At 54.9% G+C, this 24,308-nt stretch carries 21 protein-coding genes, 1 tRNA gene and 4 pseudogenes; 15 read left to right on the plus strand and 11 right to left on the minus strand.

Going from position 1 to position 24,308, the window contains the following annotated elements:
• Positions 1–34 precede the first annotated feature (34 nt).
• Complete coding sequence (argF, locus tag AAHB66_RS02400) at positions 35–1,039, minus strand: ornithine carbamoyltransferase (RefSeq protein WP_347115091.1); 1,005 nt, start codon at positions 1,037–1,039, stop codon at positions 35–37.
• Positions 1,040–1,203: 164 nt separating this feature from the next.
• Here argF and rraB point away from each other — a divergent pair, with 164 nt between their 5' ends.
• From rraB to AAHB66_RS02425, 5 genes and pseudogenes are all read left to right on the plus strand, one after another.
• Positions 1,204–1,629 (plus strand): ribonuclease E inhibitor RraB, encoded by a 426-nt coding sequence (gene rraB / locus AAHB66_RS02405; RefSeq protein WP_032616269.1) that lies wholly within the window; start codon positions 1,204–1,206, stop codon positions 1,627–1,629.
• 44 nt (positions 1,630–1,673) lie between these two features.
• A complete protein-coding gene (miaE, locus tag AAHB66_RS02410) occupies positions 1,674–2,432 on the plus strand; it encodes a tRNA isopentenyl-2-thiomethyl-A-37 hydroxylase MiaE (protein ID WP_347115093.1) in 759 nt (252 codons plus the stop codon).
• Between the two features lie 34 nt (positions 2,433–2,466).
• On the plus strand, positions 2,467–3,198 hold the full coding sequence (locus AAHB66_RS02415) for a topoisomerase II (protein ID WP_347115094.1): 732 nt from the start codon (positions 2,467–2,469) through the stop codon (positions 3,196–3,198).
• A 103-nt stretch (positions 3,199–3,301) separates the two neighbouring features.
• A tRNA-Leu gene (locus AAHB66_RS02420) sits at positions 3,302–3,386 on the plus strand.
• A gap of 163 nt (positions 3,387–3,549) precedes the next feature.
• A pseudogene (locus AAHB66_RS02425) lies at positions 3,550–4,205 on the plus strand (integrase arm-type DNA-binding domain-containing protein); the annotation flags it as partial.
• A 28-nt stretch (positions 4,206–4,233) separates the two neighbouring features.
• On the opposite strand, the gene AAHB66_RS02430 reads toward AAHB66_RS02425, so the two are convergent.
• Positions 4,234–5,354, minus strand: a protein-coding gene (locus AAHB66_RS02430; RefSeq protein ID WP_347115095.1) for an IS3 family transposase whose coding sequence is annotated in 2 segments (ribosomal slippage) — positions 4,234–5,096 and positions 5,096–5,354 — 1,122 coding nt in all. Because the reading frame shifts where the segments join, the coding sequence is not laid out codon by codon here.
• Positions 5,355–5,627: 273 nt separating this feature from the next.
• On the opposite strand from AAHB66_RS02430, the gene AAHB66_RS02435 reads away from it, so the two are divergent.
• Complete coding sequence (locus AAHB66_RS02435; RefSeq protein WP_347115096.1) at positions 5,628–6,341, plus strand: hypothetical protein; 714 nt, start codon at positions 5,628–5,630, stop codon at positions 6,339–6,341.
• Between the two features lie 123 nt (positions 6,342–6,464).
• Here the strand turns inward: AAHB66_RS02435 and AAHB66_RS02440 are convergent, their stop codons facing one another.
• Together AAHB66_RS02440 and AAHB66_RS02445 are read right to left on the minus strand one after the other, a co-directional pair.
• Entirely contained in the window at positions 6,465–7,043 is a 579-nt protein-coding gene (locus AAHB66_RS02440; RefSeq protein WP_347115097.1) for a class I SAM-dependent methyltransferase, read from the minus strand.
• The gene (locus AAHB66_RS02445; RefSeq protein WP_347115098.1) at positions 7,043–8,056 is read right to left on the minus strand and encodes an HNH endonuclease; all 1,014 of its coding nucleotides are present in this window, start codon (positions 8,054–8,056) and stop codon (positions 7,043–7,045) included. The genes AAHB66_RS02440 and AAHB66_RS02445 overlap by 1 nt, the downstream gene beginning before the upstream one ends.
• 230 nt (positions 8,057–8,286) lie before the next feature.
• Between AAHB66_RS02445 and AAHB66_RS02450 the strand changes: the two genes are divergently transcribed.
• Both AAHB66_RS02450 and AAHB66_RS02455 read left to right on the plus strand, forming a co-directional pair.
• Entirely contained in the window at positions 8,287–9,315 is a 1,029-nt protein-coding gene (locus AAHB66_RS02450; RefSeq protein WP_347115099.1) for a hypothetical protein, read from the plus strand.
• 293 nt (positions 9,316–9,608) lie between these two features.
• A complete protein-coding gene (locus AAHB66_RS02455; protein WP_347115100.1) occupies positions 9,609–11,276 on the plus strand; it encodes a hypothetical protein in 1,668 nt (555 codons plus the stop codon).
• 110 nt (positions 11,277–11,386) lie between these two features.
• On the opposite strand, the gene symE is transcribed toward AAHB66_RS02455, so the two are convergent.
• The gene (gene symE, locus AAHB66_RS02460) at positions 11,387–11,719 is read right to left on the minus strand and encodes an endoribonuclease SymE (protein WP_347115101.1); all 333 of its coding nucleotides are present in this window, start codon (positions 11,717–11,719) and stop codon (positions 11,387–11,389) included.
• A gap of 212 nt (positions 11,720–11,931) precedes the next feature.
• A complete protein-coding gene (locus tag AAHB66_RS02465; protein ID WP_347115102.1) occupies positions 11,932–12,303 on the minus strand; it encodes a hypothetical protein in 372 nt (123 codons plus the stop codon).
• 128 nt (positions 12,304–12,431) lie between these two features.
• On the opposite strand from AAHB66_RS02465, the gene AAHB66_RS02470 reads away from it, so the two are divergent.
• From AAHB66_RS02470 to AAHB66_RS02485, 4 genes are all read left to right on the plus strand, one after another.
• Complete coding sequence (locus tag AAHB66_RS02470) at positions 12,432–12,959, plus strand: hypothetical protein (protein WP_347115103.1); 528 nt, start codon at positions 12,432–12,434, stop codon at positions 12,957–12,959.
• A 65-nt stretch (positions 12,960–13,024) separates the two neighbouring features.
• A complete protein-coding gene (locus AAHB66_RS02475) occupies positions 13,025–14,068 on the plus strand; it encodes a DUF1176 domain-containing protein (protein WP_347115104.1) in 1,044 nt (347 codons plus the stop codon).
• A 141-nt stretch (positions 14,069–14,209) separates the two neighbouring features.
• A complete protein-coding gene (locus AAHB66_RS02480; protein WP_106996106.1) occupies positions 14,210–14,443 on the plus strand; it encodes a type II toxin-antitoxin system CcdA family antitoxin in 234 nt (77 codons plus the stop codon).
• A complete protein-coding gene (locus AAHB66_RS02485; protein WP_106996107.1) occupies positions 14,443–14,754 on the plus strand; it encodes a CcdB family protein in 312 nt (103 codons plus the stop codon). The genes AAHB66_RS02480 and AAHB66_RS02485 overlap by 1 nt, the downstream gene beginning before the upstream one ends.
• A 93-nt stretch (positions 14,755–14,847) precedes the next feature.
• Here AAHB66_RS02485 and csiR read toward each other — a convergent pair whose 3' ends face one another.
• The 5 genes and pseudogenes from csiR to glaH all read right to left on the minus strand — a co-directional run bounded on the left by csiR (position 14,848) and on the right by glaH (position 20,607).
• Positions 14,848–15,534, minus strand: coding sequence for a DNA-binding transcriptional regulator CsiR (csiR, locus tag AAHB66_RS02490; RefSeq protein ID WP_347115105.1), 687 nt, complete (start codon positions 15,532–15,534; stop codon positions 14,848–14,850).
• A 45-nt stretch (positions 15,535–15,579) separates the two neighbouring features.
• Positions 15,580–16,864: pseudogene (gene gabT, locus AAHB66_RS02495) on the minus strand (4-aminobutyrate--2-oxoglutarate transaminase).
• 14 nt (positions 16,865–16,878) lie between these two features.
• The gene (gabD, locus tag AAHB66_RS02500; protein WP_347115106.1) at positions 16,879–18,327 is read right to left on the minus strand and encodes an NADP-dependent succinate-semialdehyde dehydrogenase; all 1,449 of its coding nucleotides are present in this window, start codon (positions 18,325–18,327) and stop codon (positions 16,879–16,881) included.
• Between the two features lie 21 nt (positions 18,328–18,348).
• Positions 18,349–19,618 (minus strand): annotated as a pseudogene (lhgO, locus tag AAHB66_RS02505) (L-2-hydroxyglutarate oxidase).
• A gap of 11 nt (positions 19,619–19,629) precedes the next feature.
• Positions 19,630–20,607, minus strand: coding sequence for a glutarate dioxygenase GlaH (gene glaH / locus AAHB66_RS02510; protein WP_347115107.1), 978 nt, complete (start codon positions 20,605–20,607; stop codon positions 19,630–19,632).
• Between the two features lie 350 nt (positions 20,608–20,957).
• Here glaH and AAHB66_RS02515 point away from each other — a divergent pair, with 350 nt between their 5' ends.
• From AAHB66_RS02515 to AAHB66_RS02525, 3 genes and pseudogenes are all read left to right on the plus strand, one after another.
• Positions 20,958–22,439 carry an APC family permease gene (locus tag AAHB66_RS02515; protein WP_231313190.1) on the plus strand — a complete coding sequence of 494 codons (1,482 nt, stop codon included), beginning with the start codon at positions 20,958–20,960 and terminating at the stop codon, positions 22,437–22,439.
• Positions 22,440–22,471: 32 nt separating this feature from the next.
• Positions 22,472–23,897, plus strand: a pseudogene (gene patD / locus AAHB66_RS02520) (aminobutyraldehyde dehydrogenase).
• 120 nt (positions 23,898–24,017) lie between these two features.
• Entirely contained in the window at positions 24,018–24,302 is a 285-nt protein-coding gene (locus AAHB66_RS02525; RefSeq protein WP_106996114.1) for a hypothetical protein, read from the plus strand.
• The last annotated feature ends 6 nt before the right edge of the window (positions 24,303–24,308 follow it).

The following is a 24,308-nucleotide window of genomic DNA, read 5'->3' on the forward strand; positions in this document are numbered from 1 at the left end:
GGCGATAACCCTCCCGTTAATTTAAACGCAGAGGTTATTCACCCAGAGTGGCGACCATTACCGCTTTAATGGTATGCATGCGGTTCTCTGCCTGATCAAATACCACGCTCGCCGCCGACTCAAATACCTCGTCCGTCACTTCCATCCCGCCGTGCAGATCGAACTCTTTCGCCATCTGCTTGCCCAGCGTGGTCTGGTCGTCGTGGAACGCCGGCAGACAGTGCAGGAACTTCACGTTCGGGTTACCGGTCAGCGCCATCATCTGGCTGTTCACCTGATAGCCACGCAGCAGCGCAATCCGCTCTGCCCACTTCTCTTTGGCTTCGCCCATCGACACCCACACGTCGGTATAGATAAAGCCTGCGCCCTTCACGCCCGCCGCCACGTCTTCGGTGAGGGTGATTTTGCCGCCGTTCTTCACTGCCAGGGCGCTGCACTCCGCCACCAGGCTCGCTTCCGGCCAGCAGGCTTTCGGGGCCACCAGACGCAGATCCAGCCCGGTGAGCGCCGCCGCTTCCAGCATCGAGTTACCCATGTTGTTACGCGCGTCGCCGGTATAGACCAGCACCATCTCGTTAAAGGCCTTGCCCGGGAGATGCTCCTGCATGGTGAGCAGGTCCGCCAGCAGCTGGGTCGGGTGGAACTCGTTGGTCAGCCCGTTCCACACCGGTACGCCGGCAAATTCCGCCAGGGTTTCGACCACTTCCTGACCATGGCCGCGATACTGAATGCCGTCATACATCCGACCCAGCACGCGCGCGGTATCTTTAATTGATTCTTTATGCCCAATCTGGCTGCCGCTCGGCCCGAGATAAGTCACGCGAGCGCCCTGGTCAAATGCGGCAACTTCGAAAGAGCATCGGGTGCGGGTTGAGTCTTTTTCGAAGATGAGCGCGATGTTTTTGCCAGTAAGCTTCTGTACTTCAGTCCCTTTTTTCTTATCGGCTTTCAGCTGTGCCGAGAGGGCAAGCAGGGAGGTGAGCTGTGCAGGGGTAAAATCGAGCAATTTCAGGAAATGTTTTTTATACAGTTCAGACATTTTATCCTCACATGGCAAAGGTCACTTATTGAATTAAAATTCACTTTATCTGTATCAATATTCACTTGCAACCCCGTTTCACAAATCTTTCTTACAAAGGTGGAGGCAAACACATCCGTGTGTGAAAATAGAAGTATCTGCCGCACTTTAAAGAGGAACGAGCCATGGCAAACCCAGAACTGCTGGAAGAACAGCGCGAAGAGACGCGACTGATTATTGAAGAACTGCTGGAAGACGGCAGCGATCCGGATGCGCTGTACACCATCGAGCACCATTTCTCTGCGGATGATTTCGAAGCGCTGGAAAAGCTGGCGGTAGAAGCGTTCCGTCTGGGTTACGAAGTGACCGAGCCAGAAGAGCTGGAAGTGGAAGAGGGCGACACCGTCATCTGCTGCGACATCCTGAGCGAAGGCGCGCTGAAAGCCGAGCTGATCGACGCCCAGGTTGAACAGCTGATGGACCTGGCCGAACGTTTTGAAGTGGAATACGACGGCTGGGGCACCTACTTTGAAGATCCGAACGGCGAAGAGGGTGACGAAGACGACGACGAAGATTTCGTTGATGAAGACGACGACGGCGTGCGTCACTAAGTATTATCGCGGCAGCTTCGGCTGCCGCTTTGCAAGGTTTAATAATGGATTACCCGCAGATACTCGCCCCTGTTTTAAACTTCCTCCAGTGCCCGACCCCGCAAGCGTGGATTGATAAAGCCCGCGACCCGGCTAACCTGCCGCTGCTGCTCACCGACCATATGGTGTGCGAACTCAAAGCCGCCCAGACCGCGCTGCTGCTAGTGCGAAAATACGTCGCCGATGAGAGCGGTGCCGACGCGCTGCTCGAGTGGCTCAAGCCCTACGAAGCCTTTACCTTCCGCGAAGGCCCGGAACCGGATTTTGTCGCCCTGCATAAGCAGATTGGCAAAAGCGTGATGCCGAAGACCGACGACCCCTGGGGCCAGCTGCTTATCGACAGCATGGTGCTGCTGATCAAAGAGGAGCTGCACCACTTCTGGCAGGTGCGCGAGGCGATGCTGTCCCGCAACATCCCCTACGTCAAAATCACCGCCAGCCGCTACGCCAAAGGGATGCTGTCAGCCGTGCGCACCCACGAGCCGCTGACGCTGATCGACAAGCTGATCTGCGGAGCCTATATCGAAGCGCGCTCCTGCGAACGCTTCGCCGCGCTGGCGCCGTTCCTCGACGAGGATCTGCAGAAGTTTTACCTGTCGCTGCTGCGCTCTGAGGCGCGGCACTATCAGGACTATCTGACGCTTGCCCAACAGGTCAGCGACAACGATATCTCTCCGCGCATACAGCTTTTTGGCGAAATAGAAGCCACACTGATCTCATCACCGGACAATGCGTTTCGCTTCCATAGCGGCGTGCCGGTGTAAACCGGCATAGCTAAAGGATCAAGGATGCGTAACGATGAGAAGAGCGTGGACTCGTATAGCAGTGGTAGCGGTTATCTCCGCAGCAGTGGCCTTCTGGGTTTATTACGACAAGCAGCGTCAGCAGAACACCCCCGAACATCGACTTGATACCGTCCTTAACGCCATGCCCTCCTGGCAGGTGCTGAAAGAGCAGGACCCCCGATTTGTGGCACGCATCCGCGAGCAGATCCTCACCATGCAGAAAGCGGGGGAGTCTGAGCAGGAGATCATCGACGTGGTCCAGCCGCAGATCCTCGACCTGCAGATGTCGCGACTGCAATATGCCCCCGACGCGAATGCGGTGGCCTGGATGACGATCAACATGGAGCAGACCGCCGCCATTCAGAAGGTGAGTGACGATGCCTGTTTCCGCTTTTTATTCCCTGCCGTGAAGGGCGGCGTCAACCCGATGCGGGTGCTGGATAAAGAGATGATGCAGCGCCGCCTGCAGGCCGACGCCGACATGATGCGCACGGGCTGGGGTAAAGATCGCCACACCGTTAGTCCGGAAGAACACGCTGCTGCGGTGGAAGATGTGCGGCCGATTATGCAGGCCTTGTCCAGCAAGTACGGTAAGGATATACAGCTGCTGGTGATGCCGGAGAACGCAGTGGGTAAAGAGAAGCTCACCTGTGAGATGGTGCAGGCGATGTGGGGGAAGGTGCTGGCACTGCCGGAGCAGAAGGCGGCGAGGGTGATTCGGATGGCGGTGACCGAGCAGGATTGAGGGGACGCTGGTTTTTTGGGCACTTAGCGCGGTTTAGCGCGTCGCCGCTTGCATGGCGGCGCGCGACAGGTATAATCCACAACGTTTCCGCATCCCCTTCAGTGCCGAAGTGGCGAAATCGGTAGACGCAGTTGATTCAAAATCAACCGTAGAAATACGTGCCGGTTCGAGTCCGGCCTTCGGCACCATTAGTACTTCCAAGACCATCCGAGAAAGTCCACCAAACCCTTTAAAATCAATGCTTGCAGCGGTTTTTATGTCCTAAGTTGTCCGAGGTAGTCCGTTGAAATCCGGATGCTAATGGGGGCATAATTGGGGGCATCTTAACTTCGATTAGAAATGTGCCCCCAAATGAAGCTCAACGCCAGACAGATCGAGACCGCAAAGCCAAAAGACACAACCTACAAAATGGCCGATGGCGGCGGTTTGTATCTTGAGGTTTCGGCCAAGGGTTCTAAATACTGGCGCATGAAATACCGACGCCCCTCTGACAAAAAAAGGATCGCCTCGCTTTTGGTGTTTGGCCTACAGTGACGCTCGCGCAGGCAAGAGCAAAGCGAGATGAAGCTAAAAAGCTGTTAGTGCAGGGCATTGACCCAAAAGCCGAACAGAAAGAAGCTCAGGCTGAGAATTCGGGGGCATATACTTTCGAAACTATCGCTCGTGAATGGCATGACAGTAACAAGCGCTGGAGCGAAGACCATCGATCGCGCGTTCTTCGCTATCTTGAGCTTTATATTTTCCCTCATATCGGTTCGTCCGACATTAGCCAGCTTAAAACCAGTTACCTGTTAGCCCCGATTAAAAAAGTTGATGCCAGTGGTTAGCATGATGTTGCTCAGCGTGTCTCAGCCATAATGCGTTACGCCGTACAGAATGATTACATCGACTCAAATCCAGCCAGTGATATGGCCGGTGCGCTATCGACAACCAAAGCGCGGCATTACCCCGCTTTACCCTCCAGTCGGTTCCCAGAGTTTCTTACTCGTCTTGCTGCATATCGTGGTGACCTGCCCCCAGGATTAGATACAACCTTCAGTTAGTAATGTCGGTTGGTTTTTCTTCATATTTCCTGTTTCGCCAGTCCGTTGCGAATTCAGCTGGTGTCTGGTAATCCAGCGATGAATGGGGACGGCACTCGTTATAATCCTGCCGCCAGTCATTAATCGTTTTCCGGGCATGAAGAATATCGATGAACCAGTGTTCATTCAGACACTCATCGCGAAAGCGTCCGTTAAAACTCTCAATAAATCCGTTCTGCGTTGGCTTACCTGGCTGGATAAGCCGTAGTTCCACACCATGCTCAAAGGCCCATTGATCGAGCGCGCGGCAGGTAAATTCCGGGCCCTGATCGGTTCTTATTGTCGCCGGATAGCCCCTAAACAGCGCGATGCTGTCCAGAATACGCGTGACCTGAACGCCTGAAATACCGAAAGCAGCGGTGATCGTCAGACACTCCTTCGTGAAATCATCCACACAGGTCAGGCACTTGATCCTCCGACCGTTGGCCAGTGCGTCTATAACGAAATCCATCGACCATGTCAGGTTCGGCGCATCTGGGCGCAGAAGCGGAAACCGTTCGGTTGCCAGCCCTTTACGGCGTCGTCTGCGTTTTACGCTCAGTCCATTAAGGTGGTAAATACGGTATACCCGCTTGTGATTGACGTGAAGGCCCTCCCGACGCAGCAGCTGCCAGATGCGGCGGTAGCTAAAACGCCTGCGCTCCAGTGCCAGCTCAGTGATGCGCCCTGATAAATGCGCATCAGCTGCCGGACGCTGAGCCTCATAGCGGCAGGTCGACAGGGACAAACCTGTAAGCCTGCAGGCACGACGTTGCGACAGACCGGTCGCATCACACATAAACTCAACGGCTTCCCGCTTCTGGCCTGTCGTCAGTACTTTCGCCCCAGAGCCACCTGAAGTGCCTCCTTATCCAGCATGGCTTCGGCAAGTAGCTTCTTGAGGCGGGCGTTCTCCTCTTCAAGAGATTTAAGCCGCTTAACCTCGGGCTCCTCCATACCGCCATACTTCTTGCGCCAGGTGTAAAAGGTGGCATCTGAAATGGCGTGCTTACGGCAGAGCTCGCGGGCAGAAACTCCGGCTTCCGCTTCGCGGAGAATACTGATGATCTGTTCGTCGGAAAAACGCTTCTTCATGGGGATGTCCTCATGTGGCTTATGAAGACATTACTAACATCGGGGTGTATTAATCAACGGGGAGCAGGTCATACTGATATGGCTTTATTTGAGTATTGTTATGCACCCAAAACTAGAGCGGATATTCTTTCATTAGAACCTCTTTTATTTATATAATATTGCATCTGTATGATTAATCTGTTGTGATCGGGAAATGCAAGTATTGTTTGGTGGAGAAAATTGTTCACATGATTTTCTTTATATTGTTCGGAAATGAAAGTTTATGGAGTTATCATGGAAAATGATGGTTTATGGAGTTTATTAAACACGCCTCTTATTTCTGGCGTGGTTTGTGTAATTCTAGCTACTTTACTACAAATTAATAATCAATCATTAAGACCAAATAAAAAATTCTTCAAGGAAATCCCTGGTTATGTAAAGGAGGCTGGAGTAAGTTCTCTTCTTTTTCGTTTCTTTTATAAAGAAATTCCGCTAGAAAAAATCAAACCTTTATCAGCTAAACAGAAAAAGGTTGCAATTTCTTGCTCTTTTATCATTGCCTTGATAATTGGAGGGTTTTCGTATTACACAGTAAAGATAGTCATTGAAACACCAAAAGGTTATACTAACCTTAAGTTTATAGACACAAATGAAAAATTCACTCTATCTGAGCATGATGCCATTAGTTATCCTGATAAATCTCAATGGCGTTTAAACCAAGATGTTTGTCATTCTGATACTTATCAAAATCTAAGCGAGAATTTCAACATTAGTTATGATTTGCTTTTTATGGTGTGTACAACTGTAGGGCTTGATAAAGAACGCGTAAAAATAAAAGCGCTTGTTGATAAATTTGAAGTAGATCGTGTTTTTGTTGGTGTGCTATTATTGGTTTTTGGAGTTTATGCGTTGTTTTTTATAATGGCACTATGTGCGCCATTAGTCATCACACCGAAATTGTTAAAATATTGGCATAATTATCTTGAAAAGAAATATATGTGTTTATAGCGATATGAAAATTACGACGGACGGGGAAAGATAATATTAAGATTATCGAGCCGCACTATTTCCCCATTGTTAAATTGAAGAGAGCTGACGCCACACAAAAAATGTCAGACAGGCACAGCCTCTTTACCCCTTCCTCAACACTCCATTAACCCAACGTTCATCCCTACCCGGACGCTTATCCCGCGTCACCCACATCTCAGCGAGCTCAATCCCCACTACCGTACCCAACAGCGCCCGCAACCCCAGCTCATCCATATCCGTAAACCTCCTTCCATCAACCTCCCGCTCCCTATCGCCATACTTAAAAGACACATACCAAACCCCACCCGGTTTAAGCGCATCCGCCAACCACCGCATTACCCCGGGCAACTCCACCGCCGGAACATGCAATAGCGAAGCACAGCACCAAATCCCGTCAAACTCATCCTTCCAGTCCACATCCGCAAAGGTCTTCACCTGAACCGGCAACCCGGTATGTTCCCGCGCCAGCTCAACCATCGCAGATGACGCATCAAACGCTTCCACCTGATACCCCATCTCCATAAACGCCTTCGCATCCCGCCCCGAGCCACACCCCGCATCCAGCACCCGCGCCCCAGGGACAAGATGCTGGGTAAAGGTTTCGTAAAGCGAGGACATATCGACATTCACCGTCCCGTCGAAGAAGGTCTGCGCATTGTCCTGATAGTATTTAAGCGTCATTAGAATGTGGCCTCGCCTTCAGCTTTAGGTTCCCAGGTATGGAACAGCCTCACTTTGGCAGCGTTCCAGTTATTTTCAAGAAAGTTTTTCCGCGCGGCGGGCTGGTTTCCGGTCTGTTGGACAATGGTTTCATGCAGTGGAAGTTTGCTCTGAATAAAGTACTCGTTGCGGGCATTTAACCGTTGCAGCAGTGTGCGTCCAGGCAGGCGCGCAAACTTCCCTTCAGCACCACGATTACAGCATTTACAGGCCAGCACCAGATTCCACACGCCATTGATATTGGCGACCCCATCGCGGGCCGCCCAGGGAATAAAGTGGTCAACGTCGGCCAGGTCAGGATCGCCCGGGGTCAGGCTAATGGGTTTGAAGCAGTAGAAGCAGCGTCCTTTCTGGTAGCCGTTTAAACTGTCGCGACAGCTGGTGATATTCACCCGACGCGCGTTCACATGGCTAAACAACAACTGATTGTCTTCGTCGAACTCAACACCAATAACGTTGCGGGACACGCCCATCGCCCAGGCCTGTTCGACCAGGTTCCAGCGTGCAGTGGTTTCAAAAGCCAGGTTCTGATACTGCTGGCGTTCGCCCAGATGAAAGAAGTTATCCGTCAGGCGGATGCCGTTATGGGTCTTACGCTCATCAATGAAAAAGCGTTTGTCGATCTCGCCGCCATTCACATTGTGGAAGGCGTCAATCACGTTGGCAAAGCCTCGCCGTACCGTGGTTTCAATCAGCTGGTTATGGGAGATCTCATCGTTATTAAACTGCGCGCAGGTATCCAGAAACTGGCTGCGGCTCGAGGTGATCTGCTTCGGAGCGTGTTTCAGGTGTTCGCAAAGATGGCGGCTGAACGGCACGGCGAGTTCGTCGAGAGTGATGATGTCGCTGCCCGTCTTATCAATCTCATACAGGGCATGGGCCAGTGCGAACTTGTAAGATGCGACGTTCTTTCCAAAAAGAATCACCCCACGCCAGTAGTTCTCCAGCGTAGGGTCAGCCTGGTAAAAATCCATCAATGAAATCCTGTTACGGTGGAAGAGGTAGCTAACTACCGAAACCTGTAACAGGATCACACAATAAATGAATGGTGATGTAAACGGTGAATCTATGTATTTGGTGAATTTGTGAGGTTTTACAGTTGAAGGGCGGACTCCAATGCCTTAAATCAGGTGACCAAATTTACTCTGCCATTCCCATCACCTATATTTTTAATGCTCTGCAAGCCGCTCACAGGGAAGGGAAAATGACGCAATACTGGTGGAAAGATTTATTGGATCGGAACAATTGCTGGCAGGGGCTGGAGCTGACGGTCCGGGCTGAGCAGCATCCCGGTCATGCCATGGAGATGCTCAGCGGCCACCATGGGCGCATGGCATTGCAGTTTCAGGGCGAGACGCTGTTCTGGGCCACAGTGTTGAAAGATCATTCCGGCGTCTGGCTGGTCTTTAACGCCGACCATCCCGGTCAGCAGTCGCTATTACCGTCAGTGACCTCGGCAGATGTGGAGTCGGTTAAAGCGCAGGGCGCGCAGGCATGGACAGGCGAATGGTGTCGCTACTTTGCCCGGCGGCTGATGGATTCGCCAGCGCCAGTGCTGACTGCCGGCCGGTGGCTGTTAAGGCCTATGGCACCGGTAAGTCGCTCCGCGCAACCCTCTGTACCCATCGCAGACTGGCGTTTTGATTCCCCCGCCAGCGCCGGAAATATGGGCTGCGACTGGGTACTCTATGGCGAGGACTTCCCTGATTTAGCGGACCCGCAAAAAGTCAGGCACGTGGACTGGTGGTGGGGCGGTAATTTGCTGTTGGGACGTTACCCGATAAATACCGATGCAGGGCGGCTGAAATGGTGGCGTAAAAAATGCCGTGAGGGCACACTGCCGCCGGTGTTGGTCAGGCACATTGCCGGGCTGGCGTCTTTTGTGATCCTTGATGGCCATTATCGTCTGCAGGCGGCCATTGCAGAAGGGATCCCGCCGCAGTTTTTGGTACTCAGTGAACTGCATGAAAGAGAGTTTCCCTCCGATCCGCAGCATCAGGAGCGTATTGTCCGTGTGCTGGAGCTACAGCAACGTAAAAACCCCGCATACAACGTTGAGGGGATAAATCAGACGCTGATTAATCTCTATGATACCCGCTATCTCTATGCTTCAACCCGTAGTCGCGCCCTGCTTGGCGACGGAGAAAACTGGGCGCGGGAGATTGAGGTTTATTTGCATAAACATCAGCTTGGGGAATATCTGGGAAGGATCCTTGAGCGGGTGGAGGTTTAAATCGAAGATGCGCTGAGGCTAAGAGCGCTGGCTCCGGCTTCAGTCCATCAGCAACCTTTAAAAAATTGAGGTTATGCGTTTTTTAGGACTTTCAGGCGTGGGATGACATTCATAAAAATGAAATAATTATTGGCTTTACGCGAGGCGTTAATTCAGTTCGATTTCCACTCACTTTGTTTTATATATGCAAGATGCGTCATGCTTAATGCCCCCAACTCCGTTTATTAGTAGTTGCCTGACGTAGGCAAAGCCATATCATTCTGCCGAAACAAATCTCAATTCAGGTAATAAAGATGAAAGACGCGTGGCTGGATACGTGCTCTACCACCATCCAAAACTTCGTGGAACGCTCTACGAGGCTACAGCCAGATAATCTTGAACTGGACCTGGTCGAAAAAATTGATTTTGACTACCAGATTAACTTAAGTCTCGATTTTCGTATTAAGGCGACAGAATATACTCAGGTGGGGAGAGTCAGCCCCGGGAGCGGCACGCGGATTTTTACGGGTAGTTTCCAGTACAACGAGGCTCTCCAGGCGGAAACCAGCGCGGTCTTGTCTCGGGCAGAAACACTGCGTGAAGCTCACGCGCTGGTCCTTTCCCAGCCTTACGGGGCTCTTGAAAAAGAGCAAGAAATCTATTCCCATCCAACACGCCTCTGTTTAATTGAAAACTGCACTAGCTGCAATGGACGCGGACAGGTCAACTGCTCCTGGTGCTATGGTTCTGGTCGCGTGAGCTGCACCACCTGTGGAGGAAGTGGGCAGGTACTGGAACAGCGAAGCCATTTCGATCACTACACCAATCAGTATCGCACGGAGAGCCACTACCGGATGTGCTACACCTGCACAGGCGGTAAGGTGAACTGCGGCCACTGTAGCGGCTCGGGAAACCAGCGCTGTTCCCCGTGCGACGGAACAGGCGAAACAACCCGCATTACCCGGCTTGCCAGCGTTGCCGTGCCTCGTTACCAGTTGATCTACCATCGTGAAGATGTGCCGACGTTCATTAAAGATGGCCTCTACAAAGCGGGCATCCCGGAACTGGCAAGTTATGGCGCCGTTGAGCTGGAAGATTCCAGTATTGATGAGGGTTTGCGTAACGTTAATTTTATCTACAACGCCAGCGTACCCTTTGCCCGATTTACGAGCCAGTTACGTCAGGCTCAGCTTGCTGAACAACCTGTTAACTGGGTCGTTTACGGTCGTCATCCGCAAATACTGGATGCGGGACATGTCGTTGAGTTGATGCTGAAAAACGATCTCAATGAGCTTGTCTATCGAAGCACAAAAGGGAAGTTGCTGAACCCGCTTGTTGCGGCGGTTAGCCGTAAAACGGTGGCCACCTTTATGGAGTCGGAAGCTCACCAGGATATGCTGGATGCGAATCGTGCGGGTAAATCCGGGGAGATGCTCCGCGAAGCGATGAATCGTGGAGTGACTACAACCTATATTGACGAGGCCCTGACCAGCCTGAAAGCCATTACGCAGGCTGTGCAAAACTGGTCGATGGTGAAGTGGGCAATCTTCAGCGCTGTCTTTATTTATCTGTTGATGCCGCTTTATACCGCCTATAGCAACATCTGGTTCAACGATATGACAGGACGGGTTTATCTTACGCCGTTCCTGCGCTGGGATAACCAGCAGAATTTACTCGTTTCCCTGGAGGTACTGGCGCGTTACTGTGGCCTGTTTATTGCCATCGTTGCCATTGCGATCGCTTTCCTGGGTTATTTATGGCGCAGGGGATGGGTCCGCTGGCGAATGGGTCAGCATCTGGCGAGCTGGGCGGTGAATAAGAAGATTTTACGTAGCGGCTGGTTTATGAGTTTTATTTTGACAAGCCTGCTCACAACGTCCCTGTTACTGTTTTTCCCGATCTGGGTGACAAATGAGGGAGAACTGTTTGGGCAGTATTCGTTAATCGAATTAATTCGCTGGGTTGCTGAGTTAGTAAGATAATACGATCAGGGCTCGCGGTATATTTTCAGGGAGTCGGTCTTTTTATCTGCCAGCCTCTAACAACCAGTACAAAAGGCGCCCACCGGCGCCTTTCTCATTCAATCGCTGTCTTAAGCCTTTCGAAGTTTCCCGGAGATCACTCCAACAAAGTCCATCACCTGCTGTTGCTTATGGTCCGACAGTTGACTCACCTCACGCATCAGCTTCTCAATCTCCGGTTCTCCCTGGCGGGATGTCAGTACCATGCAGCCCTTCATCACCTTCACATCCACCTTCGTTCCGGTGCTGAACCCGGCTTCATTGAGCCAGAGGCCTTTCATGATAAACGCAGGGATACGGGTATAATCTCCATACCGCGTCGCATAACTCACGGTAAATACGCGGTCGTCAGCTTCAAATACTTCTGGTTGCAGTGATTCTGCAATACAATCGATATCAGTCATGGTTACTATTCCCTATAAATAGTGATTGTGATGAGCGATACGGGCATGTTGGCGCATGCCCGTATTGCGTTAAATAACACCTGTAAATTTACCCAGTAAATAAAATTAAGTCCAGATTAATATAAAATGTAATAAGCGCGAATAGACAGCTTTTAGCCATTAATATAATGAATGGCTTGGTGCTGCATTAATGATAATAAATTTATATACATTCAATCCTGTTTGGTTTGCTCTCTAACAGCTTCAACTATTACACGATGCAATTTACTTACCGTGATATCCCGAATAACCGGCTTCGGTATGCCGCGTAGCCAGTCAACAAACCGGCAGATGCCAAAAAGATCAAGTCCTTCACCGGTAAACAGGTACTCATCCTCGGCGAGCGAGAACCTGTTACGGAAGCTATTATCCTCAGTATCAAATGAAATAATAAAGGCTTGTTCACAGGCCTCTAAAAGGTCTATGCCATCGTCGCCACAGATATGCAGGTCCTCTTCAACGCGTGAATTCCCGTCGATAGGTTTGCGATAAGGCCCGAAGTTTTCCTGAATGATCTCAATAACCTGCTCAAGTGTTGGTTCCATAAATACAATCTCCCTTTAATCAATCATCCTGGTACTGAAATAAGAATCTATCCAGACGGTTAATATGGAGTGATTAATATAAACCTTTTACCATAGCGTGCATATTATTCAGGCACATCAGGTGGAGTATGTTTTTACAGGGAATGTGGACATCAATCAGGATCGTACTTTTCTTTATCGTCATGCTTGCTGTCGCATGGGTGGTGCCCTATGAAGATCTCGTAGATACCTTTATCTATACGCATATTAGCTATACTGATGCCGGGAAAATAGCGAAACTGGTATTGGGCGAGCCCGATCCGGAACCCTATGATTCAATCAGCGACTACATAAGCCTTGTCATCAACACGCTAATCAGCGTTCCTTTAATGGGTGTGATTATTAGCGCTTATAACGCTATTACTCGTAAAACGAAGCCTGCTGAGTTGCCAAAAGAGTGGGCGTTATCCACATTAAGGCGGTTCGGGAAAATACTCCTTTTCACTTTCCTGTTTTGGGCGCTGCTCCGTTTGCTGCCCTATGATGTGATTTTTCCTGCCGGTGAGACATACTCCGACTTTGCCATGACAGCTGCCTTTGGCTTTCACCTGCTGTCTGCAGTTTTTGGCTACAGATTTATTACGAAAATAATTAAAAGCGTTTCTAAAACTCCATAATATTTGCACTATTCGCAGGTGCATTATGGTCAAACTACAGGTATTACCCATTACGGAGAGATGACATGAAAAACGGAATTCAGGCCGGCTTATTGGCTCTGGCGATACTGAGCGCCCCAGGAATAGCGCAACAAAGCGGCGTATCCTTCAGCCATAAGGACTGGGAAGTCGTGTGCGATAACACGCTGACCTGCCGGGCTGCAGGGTACACTTCTGAAGACGGAATCGGTGGGTCGGTATTGTTCACCCGTCAGGCTGGAACGAATACTGCTGTCTCGGGAGAGGTAATGTTGGCGGAATTGAGTGAAAGCGATGTTATACCTGAAAAACTGACGCTCTGGATCAATGACCAGCCAGCAGGAGAAGTGAAGTCTGAAAAAGAGGGCTGGACACTGTCGGCCAGACAGACCCAGGGCATTATTACGGCGGTCAAAGGCAGCGGTAAAGTGGAGTTTAAAGGTGGACCCGATCCGTTCGTGCTCTCGGGTGATGGGGCTTATGCCGTCCTGCTGAAAATGGATGATGTTCAGGGGCGGCTCGGAACGCCGGGCGCGCTGACCAAAAAAGGCGTCAACCCTGAAAGCAGCGTCCGGACTGCCGTTCCTGCTCCGGTTATTCACCAGGTTAAGCCTGAGAAATCTCAAGAAAGACCCCTCACAGCGCCTGAGCTGGCAGTATTGAAGCCAAAACTTCTGGCAACCCTGAATGAGGATGGCGACTGCGATCGCATCCAGCCTACAGAGGATGAAGAGGCAGAAACGATCAGCCTGACACCACTGGATGACGCGCACTCGCTGATTTCTGCGCTCTGTTGGCGGGCGGCGTATAACGAAGGTAAAGGTTACTGGGTGGTTGATAGCAAGCTTGAAGGCAAACCGGTTCTGATTACAGAATCCGGCTCTGATTACGGTGAGGGTGTGATTTCTATGAGTCAGAAAGGACGTGGCATCGGGGATTGCTGGACGTTGGCAAGCTGGGTTTGGGATGGTGAGACATTCCGTAAAAGTAGCCTGGCCACAACCGGAATGTGCCGTAATTTGCACCTCGGTGGTACCTGGCATTTACCCACCTGGGTGGCGGATGTTAAGCCCGCAGGTAAGCAAAAATAGCGTCTCTTAGTCATTCCTCCTCGCGTTCTGATACGGCCTCCCCGATCATCTTGTGGGAAGGTTGTGCTTAAAGGCAGATTGCTTTCACTAAGGAACCAGCCATAATAGATATGTACCGCAATACGTATAAAGGTAAATATCATGATTCGTACAGAACCAAAGAGAGCCGTTACCCTGACCGTGGACCCGGCCCTCTATGATGAAGTGAAGCAATCTGGGGCGAACATATCCGCTCTCCTTAATAAAGCATTGCTCGACGAACAGAAACGGCTGCAGGCCGCTCGCTGGACAGAAGAGAACAAGGAAGGGCTGGAAGAGATGCGCCGCTTCTTTGAAACCCACGGCCGTTTTTCTGACGAACTAGGGAAGCTGTGATGCAATTCTGCGTTTACCGCAATAAAGGAAAGAACAAGGCCTATCCGTACCTGCTGGAGGTGCAGTCCCCACTGGCGGATGATTATCTGGGGGCGAAGCTGGTGATCCCGCTCGCGAAAAGTGATTTTTTCTCCAGCAAAATACCTGAGCGGATGTTCCCGCTGGTAGTCATCAACGGGCAGCAATACCGACTTATTACGGCCGATATCGTGGCCGCGCCAAATGAACTTTTTGGGGATAAGGTGGCGGACCTGCGCCACCAGAGCGACCTGATTAAAGGCGCGATTGACTTTATGTTTTACGGGTTCTGACGGGGCGCGGCGCATCCGCCATTGCCGCATAGCTTCCTGGTCCACAAACACATTTCTACTTCAAAGTGCCTGTTTTAAGGTGCATTTCCCTCTTCAGCTCGTCAAACCCACCCCCCCATCGCCCCCCCTAATAATCGGAATCGGCGTCAACAAATGCTGATACATCAATTCCCCCGCCTTATCCCCATCCCGCGCCAGCACCGCATCCATCAGCTTTTGATGCTCCACGTGCTTCTCCTCCAGCATCGCCACAGACAACACCGTCTTCCGCAGCCACACATACCGATACCGTGCCGCCAGATCAAACAGCCTCTCCCGCATCTGCATCAAATACTGCGACCCACACCCCGCCACCATCGCCGTATGAAACGCCTGATGGCGCTGGTCCCACTCGTCCAGCATCGTCTCGCTGGCGTCGCGGGATTCCAGCTTGTTCAGCAGATGCGCCCGGGCGAGCAGCTCCGCTTCCCACTCTTCGCCGCCGCGCTCGATGGCGAGGCGCACCAGCATCGCCTCCATATTGGCGCGCGCATCAAAGATATCGAGCAGCTCCTGTTCGGACATCGGGGCCACCCGGTAGCCTTTCTGGTTAATGACCGTGACCAGCCCCTCGGCAACCAGCTGCGACAGCGCTTCGCGCAGCGGGCCGACGCCCAGTTCATACCGGGAGGTCAGCAGGCTCATCCGCAGCTTCTCATCCGGGTGATACACCCCGCGGATAATGTCGTTCTTCAGCCAGCGGTAGCCGTCGATGGCCGTTGCCTGGGAAATGATGGTCATGGTCGTGCTCCTTGAATACGGCCCGGCCTGCACCGGGCGTAAAGATTAACCCTGCTTCGCCTCGTCAAAACACTCGGCGATAATCGCCAGCCCCTGCTTAAGCTGCGCCTCTTCCACGGTCAGCGGCACCAGGATGCGCAGCACGTTGTAGTACGGGCCACACGAGAGCAGGATCAGCCCTTTGTCCCGCGCCCGGGCCACAATCTGCGCCGTCAGTGCGGCGTTCGGCTTATGATGGTCGCCCTCCTCAAACAGCTCGATGGCGATCATCGCCCCCAGGCCTCGAACGTCGCCGATCTCCGGATGTTTTTCCGCAATCGCCAGCAGGCCTTCGCGCAGGGTGTTGCCCAGCTTGTTGGCTTTACCCAGCAGATCTTCCTGCTTGAAGACCTTGATCACCGCCAGCGCGGCGGCGCAGGCGATCGGGCTCCCGGCGTAGGTACCGCCCAGCCCGCCCGGGGCGATGGCGTCCATCACCTCGGCGCGTCCGGTGACGCCCGCCAGCGGGAAGCCGCCGGCGATGGACTTGGCGAAGGTGGTGATATCCGCCGCCACGCCCATCTGCTCCATGGCGAAGAAGGTCCCGGTGCGGCCCGCGCCGCTCTGCACTTCATCGGCGATCAGCATGATGCCGTGCTCGTCGCACAGGTCGCGCAGGCGCTGCATAAAGGCCGGGGAGGTGGCGTAGAAGCCGCCTTCACCCTGCACGGGTTCGATTACGATGGCGGCGATATCTTCCGGCGCGGCATCGTTCTTGAAGATGCGATGGATGCTGGCGATGGCGTCGTCATCGCTGATGCCGTGCAGGGCGCACGGATACAGCGCGCGATAGACGTGGCCCGGCATCAGCCCCATACCCGCCGAGTAAGGGTTCACTTTCCCGGTGAGCGACAGGGTATAGTGGGTGCGACCATGATAGGCCCCGGTAAAGGCGATGGTACCGTTGCGCTTTGTCGCCGCGCGGGCAATTTTCACCGCGTTCTCGACCGCTTCGGAGCCGGTGGTCACCAGCAGGGTCTTTTTCGGGAAATCGCCCGGCACTTTCTGGTTCAGGGTTTCGCAAAGCTCCAGATAGGGTTCATAGGCCAGCACCTGGAAGCAGGTGTGCGACAGCTTTTTCAGCTGCTCTTCCACGGCGCTGACCACCTCCGGATGTAGATGCCCGGTGTTCAGCACCGCAATCCCCCCCGGCGAAATCAAGATACTCTCGGCCTTCGACGTCCCACACCCGGCAGTTCTCGGCCCGGGCGGCAAAAATCGGGTGGATCTGACCCACGCCACGGGGAATAGCATTGCTACGACGCTGCATTAACTCTTTGTTGGTGCTCATTGGATGCTCCTGAATTAAAGGCCGATGCACATATATTTGATTTCTAAGTAATCTTCGATGCCGTATTTAGAACCTTCCCGACCCAGACCGGAGGCTTTAATGCCGCCGAACGGGGCCACTTCATTGGAGATAATCCCGGTGTTGATCCCGACGATGCCGTACTCCAGCGCCTCGCCGACGCGGAACACGCGGCTCAAATCGCGGGCATAGAAGTAGGCGGCGAGGCCGAATTCGGTGTCATTAGCCATCTGGATAACATCTGCTTCATCCTTAAAGCGGAACAGCGGGGCCAGCGGGCCGAAAGTCTCCTCTTTGGCCACTCTGGCATCACCAGGTACATCTACCAGAATAGTCGGTTGGAAGAAGTTGCCGCCGAGTTTATGCAGCGATCCGCCGGTAATCACCCGCGCGCCTTTCTCCACCGCGTCGGCAATGTGTTCTTCGACCTTGTCGACAGCCTTGCTGTCGATCAGCGGCCCGATGGTCACGCCCTGGGTCAGACCGTCGCCGATCTGCATTTTATCCACCGCCTGCTGGAGTTTTTCGGCAAAGCGGTCGTAGACGCCGTCCTGCACGTACAGGCGGTTGGCGCAGACGCAGGTCTGCCCGGCGTTGCGGAACTTCGAGGCCAGCGCCCCTTCCACGGCCTTATCGAGGTCGGCATCGTCAAAGACAATAAAGGGCGCGTTGCCGCCCAGCTCCAGCGAGACCTTTTTGATGTCCTTCGCGCACTGGGCCATCAGCTGGCGGCCAATTTCGGTCGAGCCGGTAAAGGAGAGCTTGCGCACCAGCGGGTTGCCGGTCAGCTCGTTGCCGATGTCGGACGCCGAACCGGTCACCACGTTAAACACCCCGGCGGGGATCCCCGCCCGCTGCGCCAGTTCCGCCAGCGCCAGCGCGGAGTAGGGGGTCTGGCTGGCGGGTTTGAGGACCATGGTGCAGCCGGCCGCCAGGGCCGGGCCGGCCTTGCGGGTGATCATCGCCGCCGGGAAGTTCCACGGGGTGATGGCCGCCGTCACGCCAATCGGCTGCTTAATCACGATCAGCCGCTTGTCCGCCTGATGGCCCGGAATGGTATCACCGTAGACACGTTTCCCCTCTTCGGCGAACCACTCTATAAAGGAGGCGGCATAGCTAATCTCGCCTTTGGCTTCCGCCAGCGGTTTGCCCTGTTCGAGGGTCATCAGCCGGGCCAGATCGTCCTGGTTCGCCATCATCAAATCAAACCAGCGGCGCAGGATGTTGGCGCGCTCTTTGGCCGTGAGCGCGCGCCAGGCGGGCAGGGCGCGGTTCGCGGCCTCAATCGCCTCGCGGGTCTCCTCTGCGCCCATTTTCGGCACGCTGCCCAGGGTCTGGCCGTTCGCCGGGTTGGTCACGGCGAGGGTCTCACCACGGTGGGCGTCGCGCCACTCTCCTTCTATATAAGCCTGCTGGCGGAATAAGCTGGGATCGTTGAGTTGCATGATGGCTTCCTGTCTGAATGATTAACGGGTAAACGCGGCATGTAAGGTCTCCACACTACCGGCAGCCCGCAGCGAACGCCCGGGGTTGTGCTGACTGGCGAGCAGGGTCTGAACCTTGCTCACAATATGCGCTCCGATGGGGATCGCTGAGGTCGCCGCCGGTGAGGGGGGCATTACAGGTATGGATGGTGCGCGGCGTGGTGACAAATAAAAAGTCGTCGATCAGCTTACCTTCTGGCGAAACTGCCTGCGCCCTCACACCCGCAGGCCAGGGGTGCAGATCTTTCACCGTCAGCCCCGGGCAGTACTTCTGCACCAGTTTCAGATAGCCGCTTTTGCACAGCGAGTTTTTCATCTCGCCCAGGCCCGAGCGCAGGTTGTTCTGCAATACGCGGCGGATGCCCGATGAGCCCATAATTTCCAGCATATCGGACAGGGAGAAATCGCCCTTGCGGTAGCCCTCGCGCTTGAAGGCCAGCACCGCGTTCGGCCCCACCGTCACGCTGCCGTCGATCATCCGGGTGAGATGCACCCCGAGAAACGGCATCGCCGGGTCGGGGATCGGGTAGATAAGGTGGTTAACGATCTGATTGTGCTCCGGCGCGAGGCGGAAATACTCCCCGCGGAACGGGCAGATAATAAAGCCGGGTTCGATGCCGAGCATCTTCACCAGCCGGTCGGCCATCAGCCCGGAGCAGCTGATCAAGGTGGTGGCTGCAAACTCGCGTCCGTCGTGGGTGCGGATCACCACCTGGTCGGCGTGCTCTTTCAGGGCGCTGACCTCGGCGCGATAAATGACTTCGCCGCCCTTCGCCTGGAAGCGACTCGCCATCGCCGCCGCCACCTCGCGATAGCTGACGATCCCGCTGGAGGGGACAAAAATCCCGCCCAGGCCGGTGATGTTCGGCTCACGCTCGCGCAGCTCGGCGGCGCTGAGCCATTCGCGCTCGATGCCGTTGGCGGCGGTGCGGTCCCACAGGGCCCGCATGCGCTCCATCTCCAGCGTGGAGGTGGCCACCAGCATCTTGCCGCAGGTGTCGTAGCGGATGTTGTTCCGATCGCAGAAGGCTTTGGTCGCCCGGTTCCCCGCCAGGCAGAACTGCGCCTTCAGGCTGCCGGGGGTGTAATAGACCCCGGCATGGATCACCCCGCTGTTGTGCCCGGTCTGGTGGCAGGCGGGGCCCGCCTCCTTCTCCAGCAGGGCGATGCGGGCGTCCGGGTAGAGCTCAATCAGCTGCATGGCGGTGGACATGCCGATAATGCCGCCGCCGATAATCACGAAGTCATACATCCGCGCCATCCCTACTGATGAGTCTGATAGTGGGTGGTGGCGTAGCTGATATACCCGCGCTGGCGCATCAACTCCCGGCGTAGATCCGGGTGCGGAGTGAAGCGATCCCGGCCGTGCAGCCAGAACATATTGTTGATCAGCAGGAATTTACCCACCGGTACCGGAATGGAGACGATGTTTTTGCTGCCCTCCAGCGCGTCAGAAAGTTCGCTCAGCCAGACGCCCTCTTCAAAATCTTTCGGCTGGACGAACTGGTCGATATAGCGCATCACCGGGCGGCCCTGCTGGTCGACGTCAAACACCGGGTGGAACACATCGGCGGCGACGTTTTTGCTCGGCGGCGCGGTCCAGCGCAGCGGGCGGCGGGCCAGCGGATGGCTGAAGAAGGTATCCAGCGATTCCCAGTCGTCGAGGTGCAGCAGCAGGGAGTTGCCGCCCTGCATGTTCTGCTCGTCGATCTTCATCATCAGCACGTAGTCGGTGACTTCATCGACAAAGGTGCCGTCGTTGTGCAGCTCCAGCACGCGGTGGGGCTGGCGCAGGTAGCTGTCGGAGTTATCAACGTTTTTTACCGTAAAGCGGGCGTAGTACTGGCCGCTCATGGCGTCATAGTTGGAGCGGCCAATCAGGTGCGCGACGGCGGTGGCGATCTTCACCATCTCGTCGGCCTGACTGACGTTATCCACCCCCTCGGCGTCGATCAGCAGCGCGCCCTGGTCCCGGCTGAGCAGGGTGTTCAGCAGCAGGGGCTGGAGCTGGTTGCCGCACAGGTCATCGAGGATCTTCGCCACCCGAAAGCGCAGGAAGGATTTGTACTCCAGGGCCTGAATGGGCCACTGCTCCACCTCCCGCAGGAACTGCTGCGTGACCTCCGCTGAGAACGTCAGCTCCAGCAAGCGCGGAGACTGCACGGATGTCGTGATGCTGAAACCGGTGATGGTCCGGGACAACGCCTCGTCGGGCTGTTTTACGGCGGTAAGTGCATTCATCAGAATCAATCCTCTCAGAAAGTTTCAGGAGCAGGGCAGTGCATTTCGTAGCCATAAATTAAAAATATCTACATTTTTAGGAAATGGGCCTGTTCAGCAGCGAATGTTTGAATTTTGTGATGAAGGCGTGAAAAACGGCGAAATGGCGGGGAAAATGCGTGTCCAGGGCAGGATCTTAAAAACCTGACGTGATGCGGCTCACGGAAAATTGGGGTTATCCTTAACAAAAACGTGACATATCCATACAAATCTTAACAAATCGCCCGAGCGACGCTGTACGGCCTTCCGGCGCTCTTCTATACCTTGATTCGTGTTACCTGCGACTCAACCACATCACAGAGAATAAACGTATGGAACAGACTTCTGGCAAGAAAAGTGAAGCAATTCATAGCGATAATACACAGCAATTTCACCGCTCCATCGGCCTTATCTCTAACTTTTCGCTCGGGTTCACCTACCTCTCGCCGCTGACGGCGGTCTACTCCCTGTTTGCGCTGGCGGTGACGCTGGCGGGGCCACCGGCGATCTGGTGGATCCCGATCGTGGCCTGCGGGCAGTTGCTGGTGGCGCTGGTGTTTGGTGAAGTGGCGTCGCAGTACCCGATCACCGGCGGTCTCTATCCCTGGGCGCGCCGCCTGTGGGGCCGCAAATATGCCTGGATCGCCGCCTGGATCTACCTCTGGGCGCTGGTGGTGACCATCACCTCGGTGGCGGAATATACCGCCACCTTCGTCGGGTCGCTATTCGGCTTTGAGACCTCGGCGGGCAACATGCTGATCACCTCAGTGGTGCTGCTGCTGATGATGATGGCCATCAACATGTCGGGCACCAAAAACCTCGCCCGGGTCGCCCGCATTGGCTTCTGGTGTGAGATCGTCAGCGTGATTGCGCTGGGGATCTATCTCCTGCTGTTCCACCGCGCGCAGCCCTTCTCGGTGGTCTTCGACTCGATGGGGGTGATCGCCAAAGACGGCAGCTACCAGCCGGCGTTTATGGCCGCGGCGCTGATCGGCCTGTTTATGTTCTTCGGCTTTGAAGCCTGCGGCAACGTCGCGGAAGAGGTGAAAAACCCGAGCAAAAAGATCCCAATTGCGATGATCCTCAGCATCGTATTTGGCGCCCTCTCGGCGATGGTGTCGATCCTCGGCTACCTGCTGGCCTCCCCGAACCTGATGAATATCGTCAACGGGCAGATCGCCGATCCTATTCCGGCGATCCTCAACGAAGCCCTCGGCGAGACCGGCGCCACGGTGTTTATCATCATCGCGGTGATCGCCATGCTGTCGTGCATCCTGTCGCTGCAGGCCGCGTTAAGCCGCCTGATCTTCTCCTTCTCCCGCGACCAGATGCTGCCGGGTAGCGCCTGGATGTCGAAGCTGTCGAAAAACAGCGTCCCGGACAACGCGATGATCGTCAGCTGCCTGCTGCCGGTGCTCATCTGCGTGTGGGTTTATTTCCAGCCGGATAACCTGGCGCGCATCACCGCCTTTGCGGTTATCGGGATCTACATCTCCTTCCAGATGGTGGTTCTGGCGGCGCTGCGCCAGCGGCTGAAAGGCTGGAAGCCGGCCGGAGAGTGGAGCGTCGGCGGCTGGGGGATGCTGGTCAATATCCTGGCGCTGGCCTATGGCCTGTGCGGCATCTGGCTGCTGGCGCAACCGGCGGAGAGCGCGAGCTTTATCGACCGCTGGACGGTGCTGGTGGGTCTGGCGGTGGTAGTGATCTCCGGCCTGATTTACATGGCGCTGGCCCGGCCGTTCGGGCGCTCGAACGCGCCGGAAAATGACGCGATCGAGCATGCAAAACGCCTCAACGCAGGACAACCTCTGTAATTTCCCGGAACATAAAAACAATGGAGTCGGCTATGCAAGACAACTTATTGATCAATGGCGAACTGATTGCGGGTTCAGGTGAGAAGCAGCCGGTTTATAACCCGGCCACCGGCGAGGTGCTGCTGGAGATTGCCGAAGCCAGCCCGGAGCAGGTGGATGCCGCGGTGCAGGCCGCCGATCGCGCCTTCCGCCAGTGGGGCCAGACCACGCCGAAAGCGCGTGCCGAATGCCTGCTGAAGCTGGCGGATGTGATTGAGCAGAACGCTGACACCTTCGCCCGACTGGAGTCCCTGAACTGCGGCAAACCGCTGCACTGCGTGCTGAACGACGAGATCCCGGCCATTGTCGATGTGTTCCGCTTCTTCGCGGGTGCCACCCGCTGCCTGAACGGCCTCGCCGCCGGGGAGTATATGGAAGGGCACACCTCGATGATCCGCCGCGATCCGGTGGGCGTGGTGGCTTCCATCGCCCCCCTGGAACTACCCGCTGATGATGGCGGCGTGGAAGCTGGGCCCGGCGCTGGCGGCGGGGAATTGCGTGGTGCTCAAGCCATCGGAGATCACTCCGCTGACCGCCCTGAAGCTGGCCGAGCTGGCCAAAGATATCTTCCCGGCCGGGGTGATTAACGTCCTGTTTGGCCGGGGTAAAACCGTCGGCGACCCGCTGACCGGCCACGACAAGGTGCGGATGGTCTCCCTGACCGGCTCCATCGCCACCGGGGAGCACATCATTTCCCATACCGCGCCGTCGATTAAGCGCACCCATATGGAGCTGGGCGGCAAGGCGCCGGTGATCGTCTTTAACGACGCCGATATCGACGCGGTGGTCGAGGGCGTGCGTACCTTTGGCTTCTACAACGCCGGGCAGGACTGCACCGCGGCCTGCCGTATCTATGCCCAGAAAGAGGTCTATAACGCGCTGGTGGAAAAACTGGGCGTCGCCGTCGCCAGCCTGAAAATGGGCGCCCCGGAGGATGAGACCACCGAGCTGGGGCCAGTCAGCTCCGCCGCTCATCTCACCCGCGTCAGCGAGGCGGTAGAACGCGCCAAAGCCCTGCCGCATATTCACGTGGTGACCGGCGGAAACGTGGCGGGCGGCAACGGGTACTACTTCCAGCCGACCCTGCTGGCCGGGGCGAAGCAGGAGGATGAGATTATCCAGCGCGAGGTCTTCGGCCCGGTGGTGAGCGTCACTGTGTTCGACGACGAAGAGCAGGTGCTGGAGTGGGCCAACGACTCTCAATACGGCCTGGCCTCGTCGGTGTGGACTCAGGATGTGGGTCGCGCGCACCGCATGAGCGCCCGCCTGCAGTACGGCTGCACCTGGGTGAACACCCACTTTATGCTGGTGAGCGAAATGCCGCACGGCGGGCAGAAGCTGTCCGGCTACGGCAAGGATATGTCGATGTACGGGCTGGAGGATTACACCGTGGTACGGCATGTGATGGTGAAGCACTAATATTATCCGGCGGCAATATCAGCTGATGTTGCCGCCGGAACGGATATATACATTCTATATGGATCATTTTTTCATCTCTCTATATACTTTGCATATAGCTGTAAAGAAGAGAGGATAATCATGCCCACCCCAACCCGTACCGCGCCGAAAAAATTCCTGTTCCAGCTCCGTTCTGTTGATAACGAGTTTGGCGTCAGCGAGGACACTTTTGCCCGGCTGATGGCTGAGCTCTCCCTGAACCAGACCGAGTTAGTCCACAAGGCGTTACGCAACCTCGCGAAAGAGGTGCTGCCAGCCTACCAACAGGACGATGGCCCGCTGACTGACGCACAACACGCCGCCGTCAAAAAACTGTCAGGCCTCGACATTGCCGAGGACGATCTGGACTCTCCATTATTTAAATAAGCAGGA

Source organism: Leclercia sp. S52 (assembly GCF_039727615.1).
GTDB lineage: Bacteria > Pseudomonadota > Gammaproteobacteria > Enterobacterales > Enterobacteriaceae > Enterobacter > Enterobacter adecarboxylatus_B.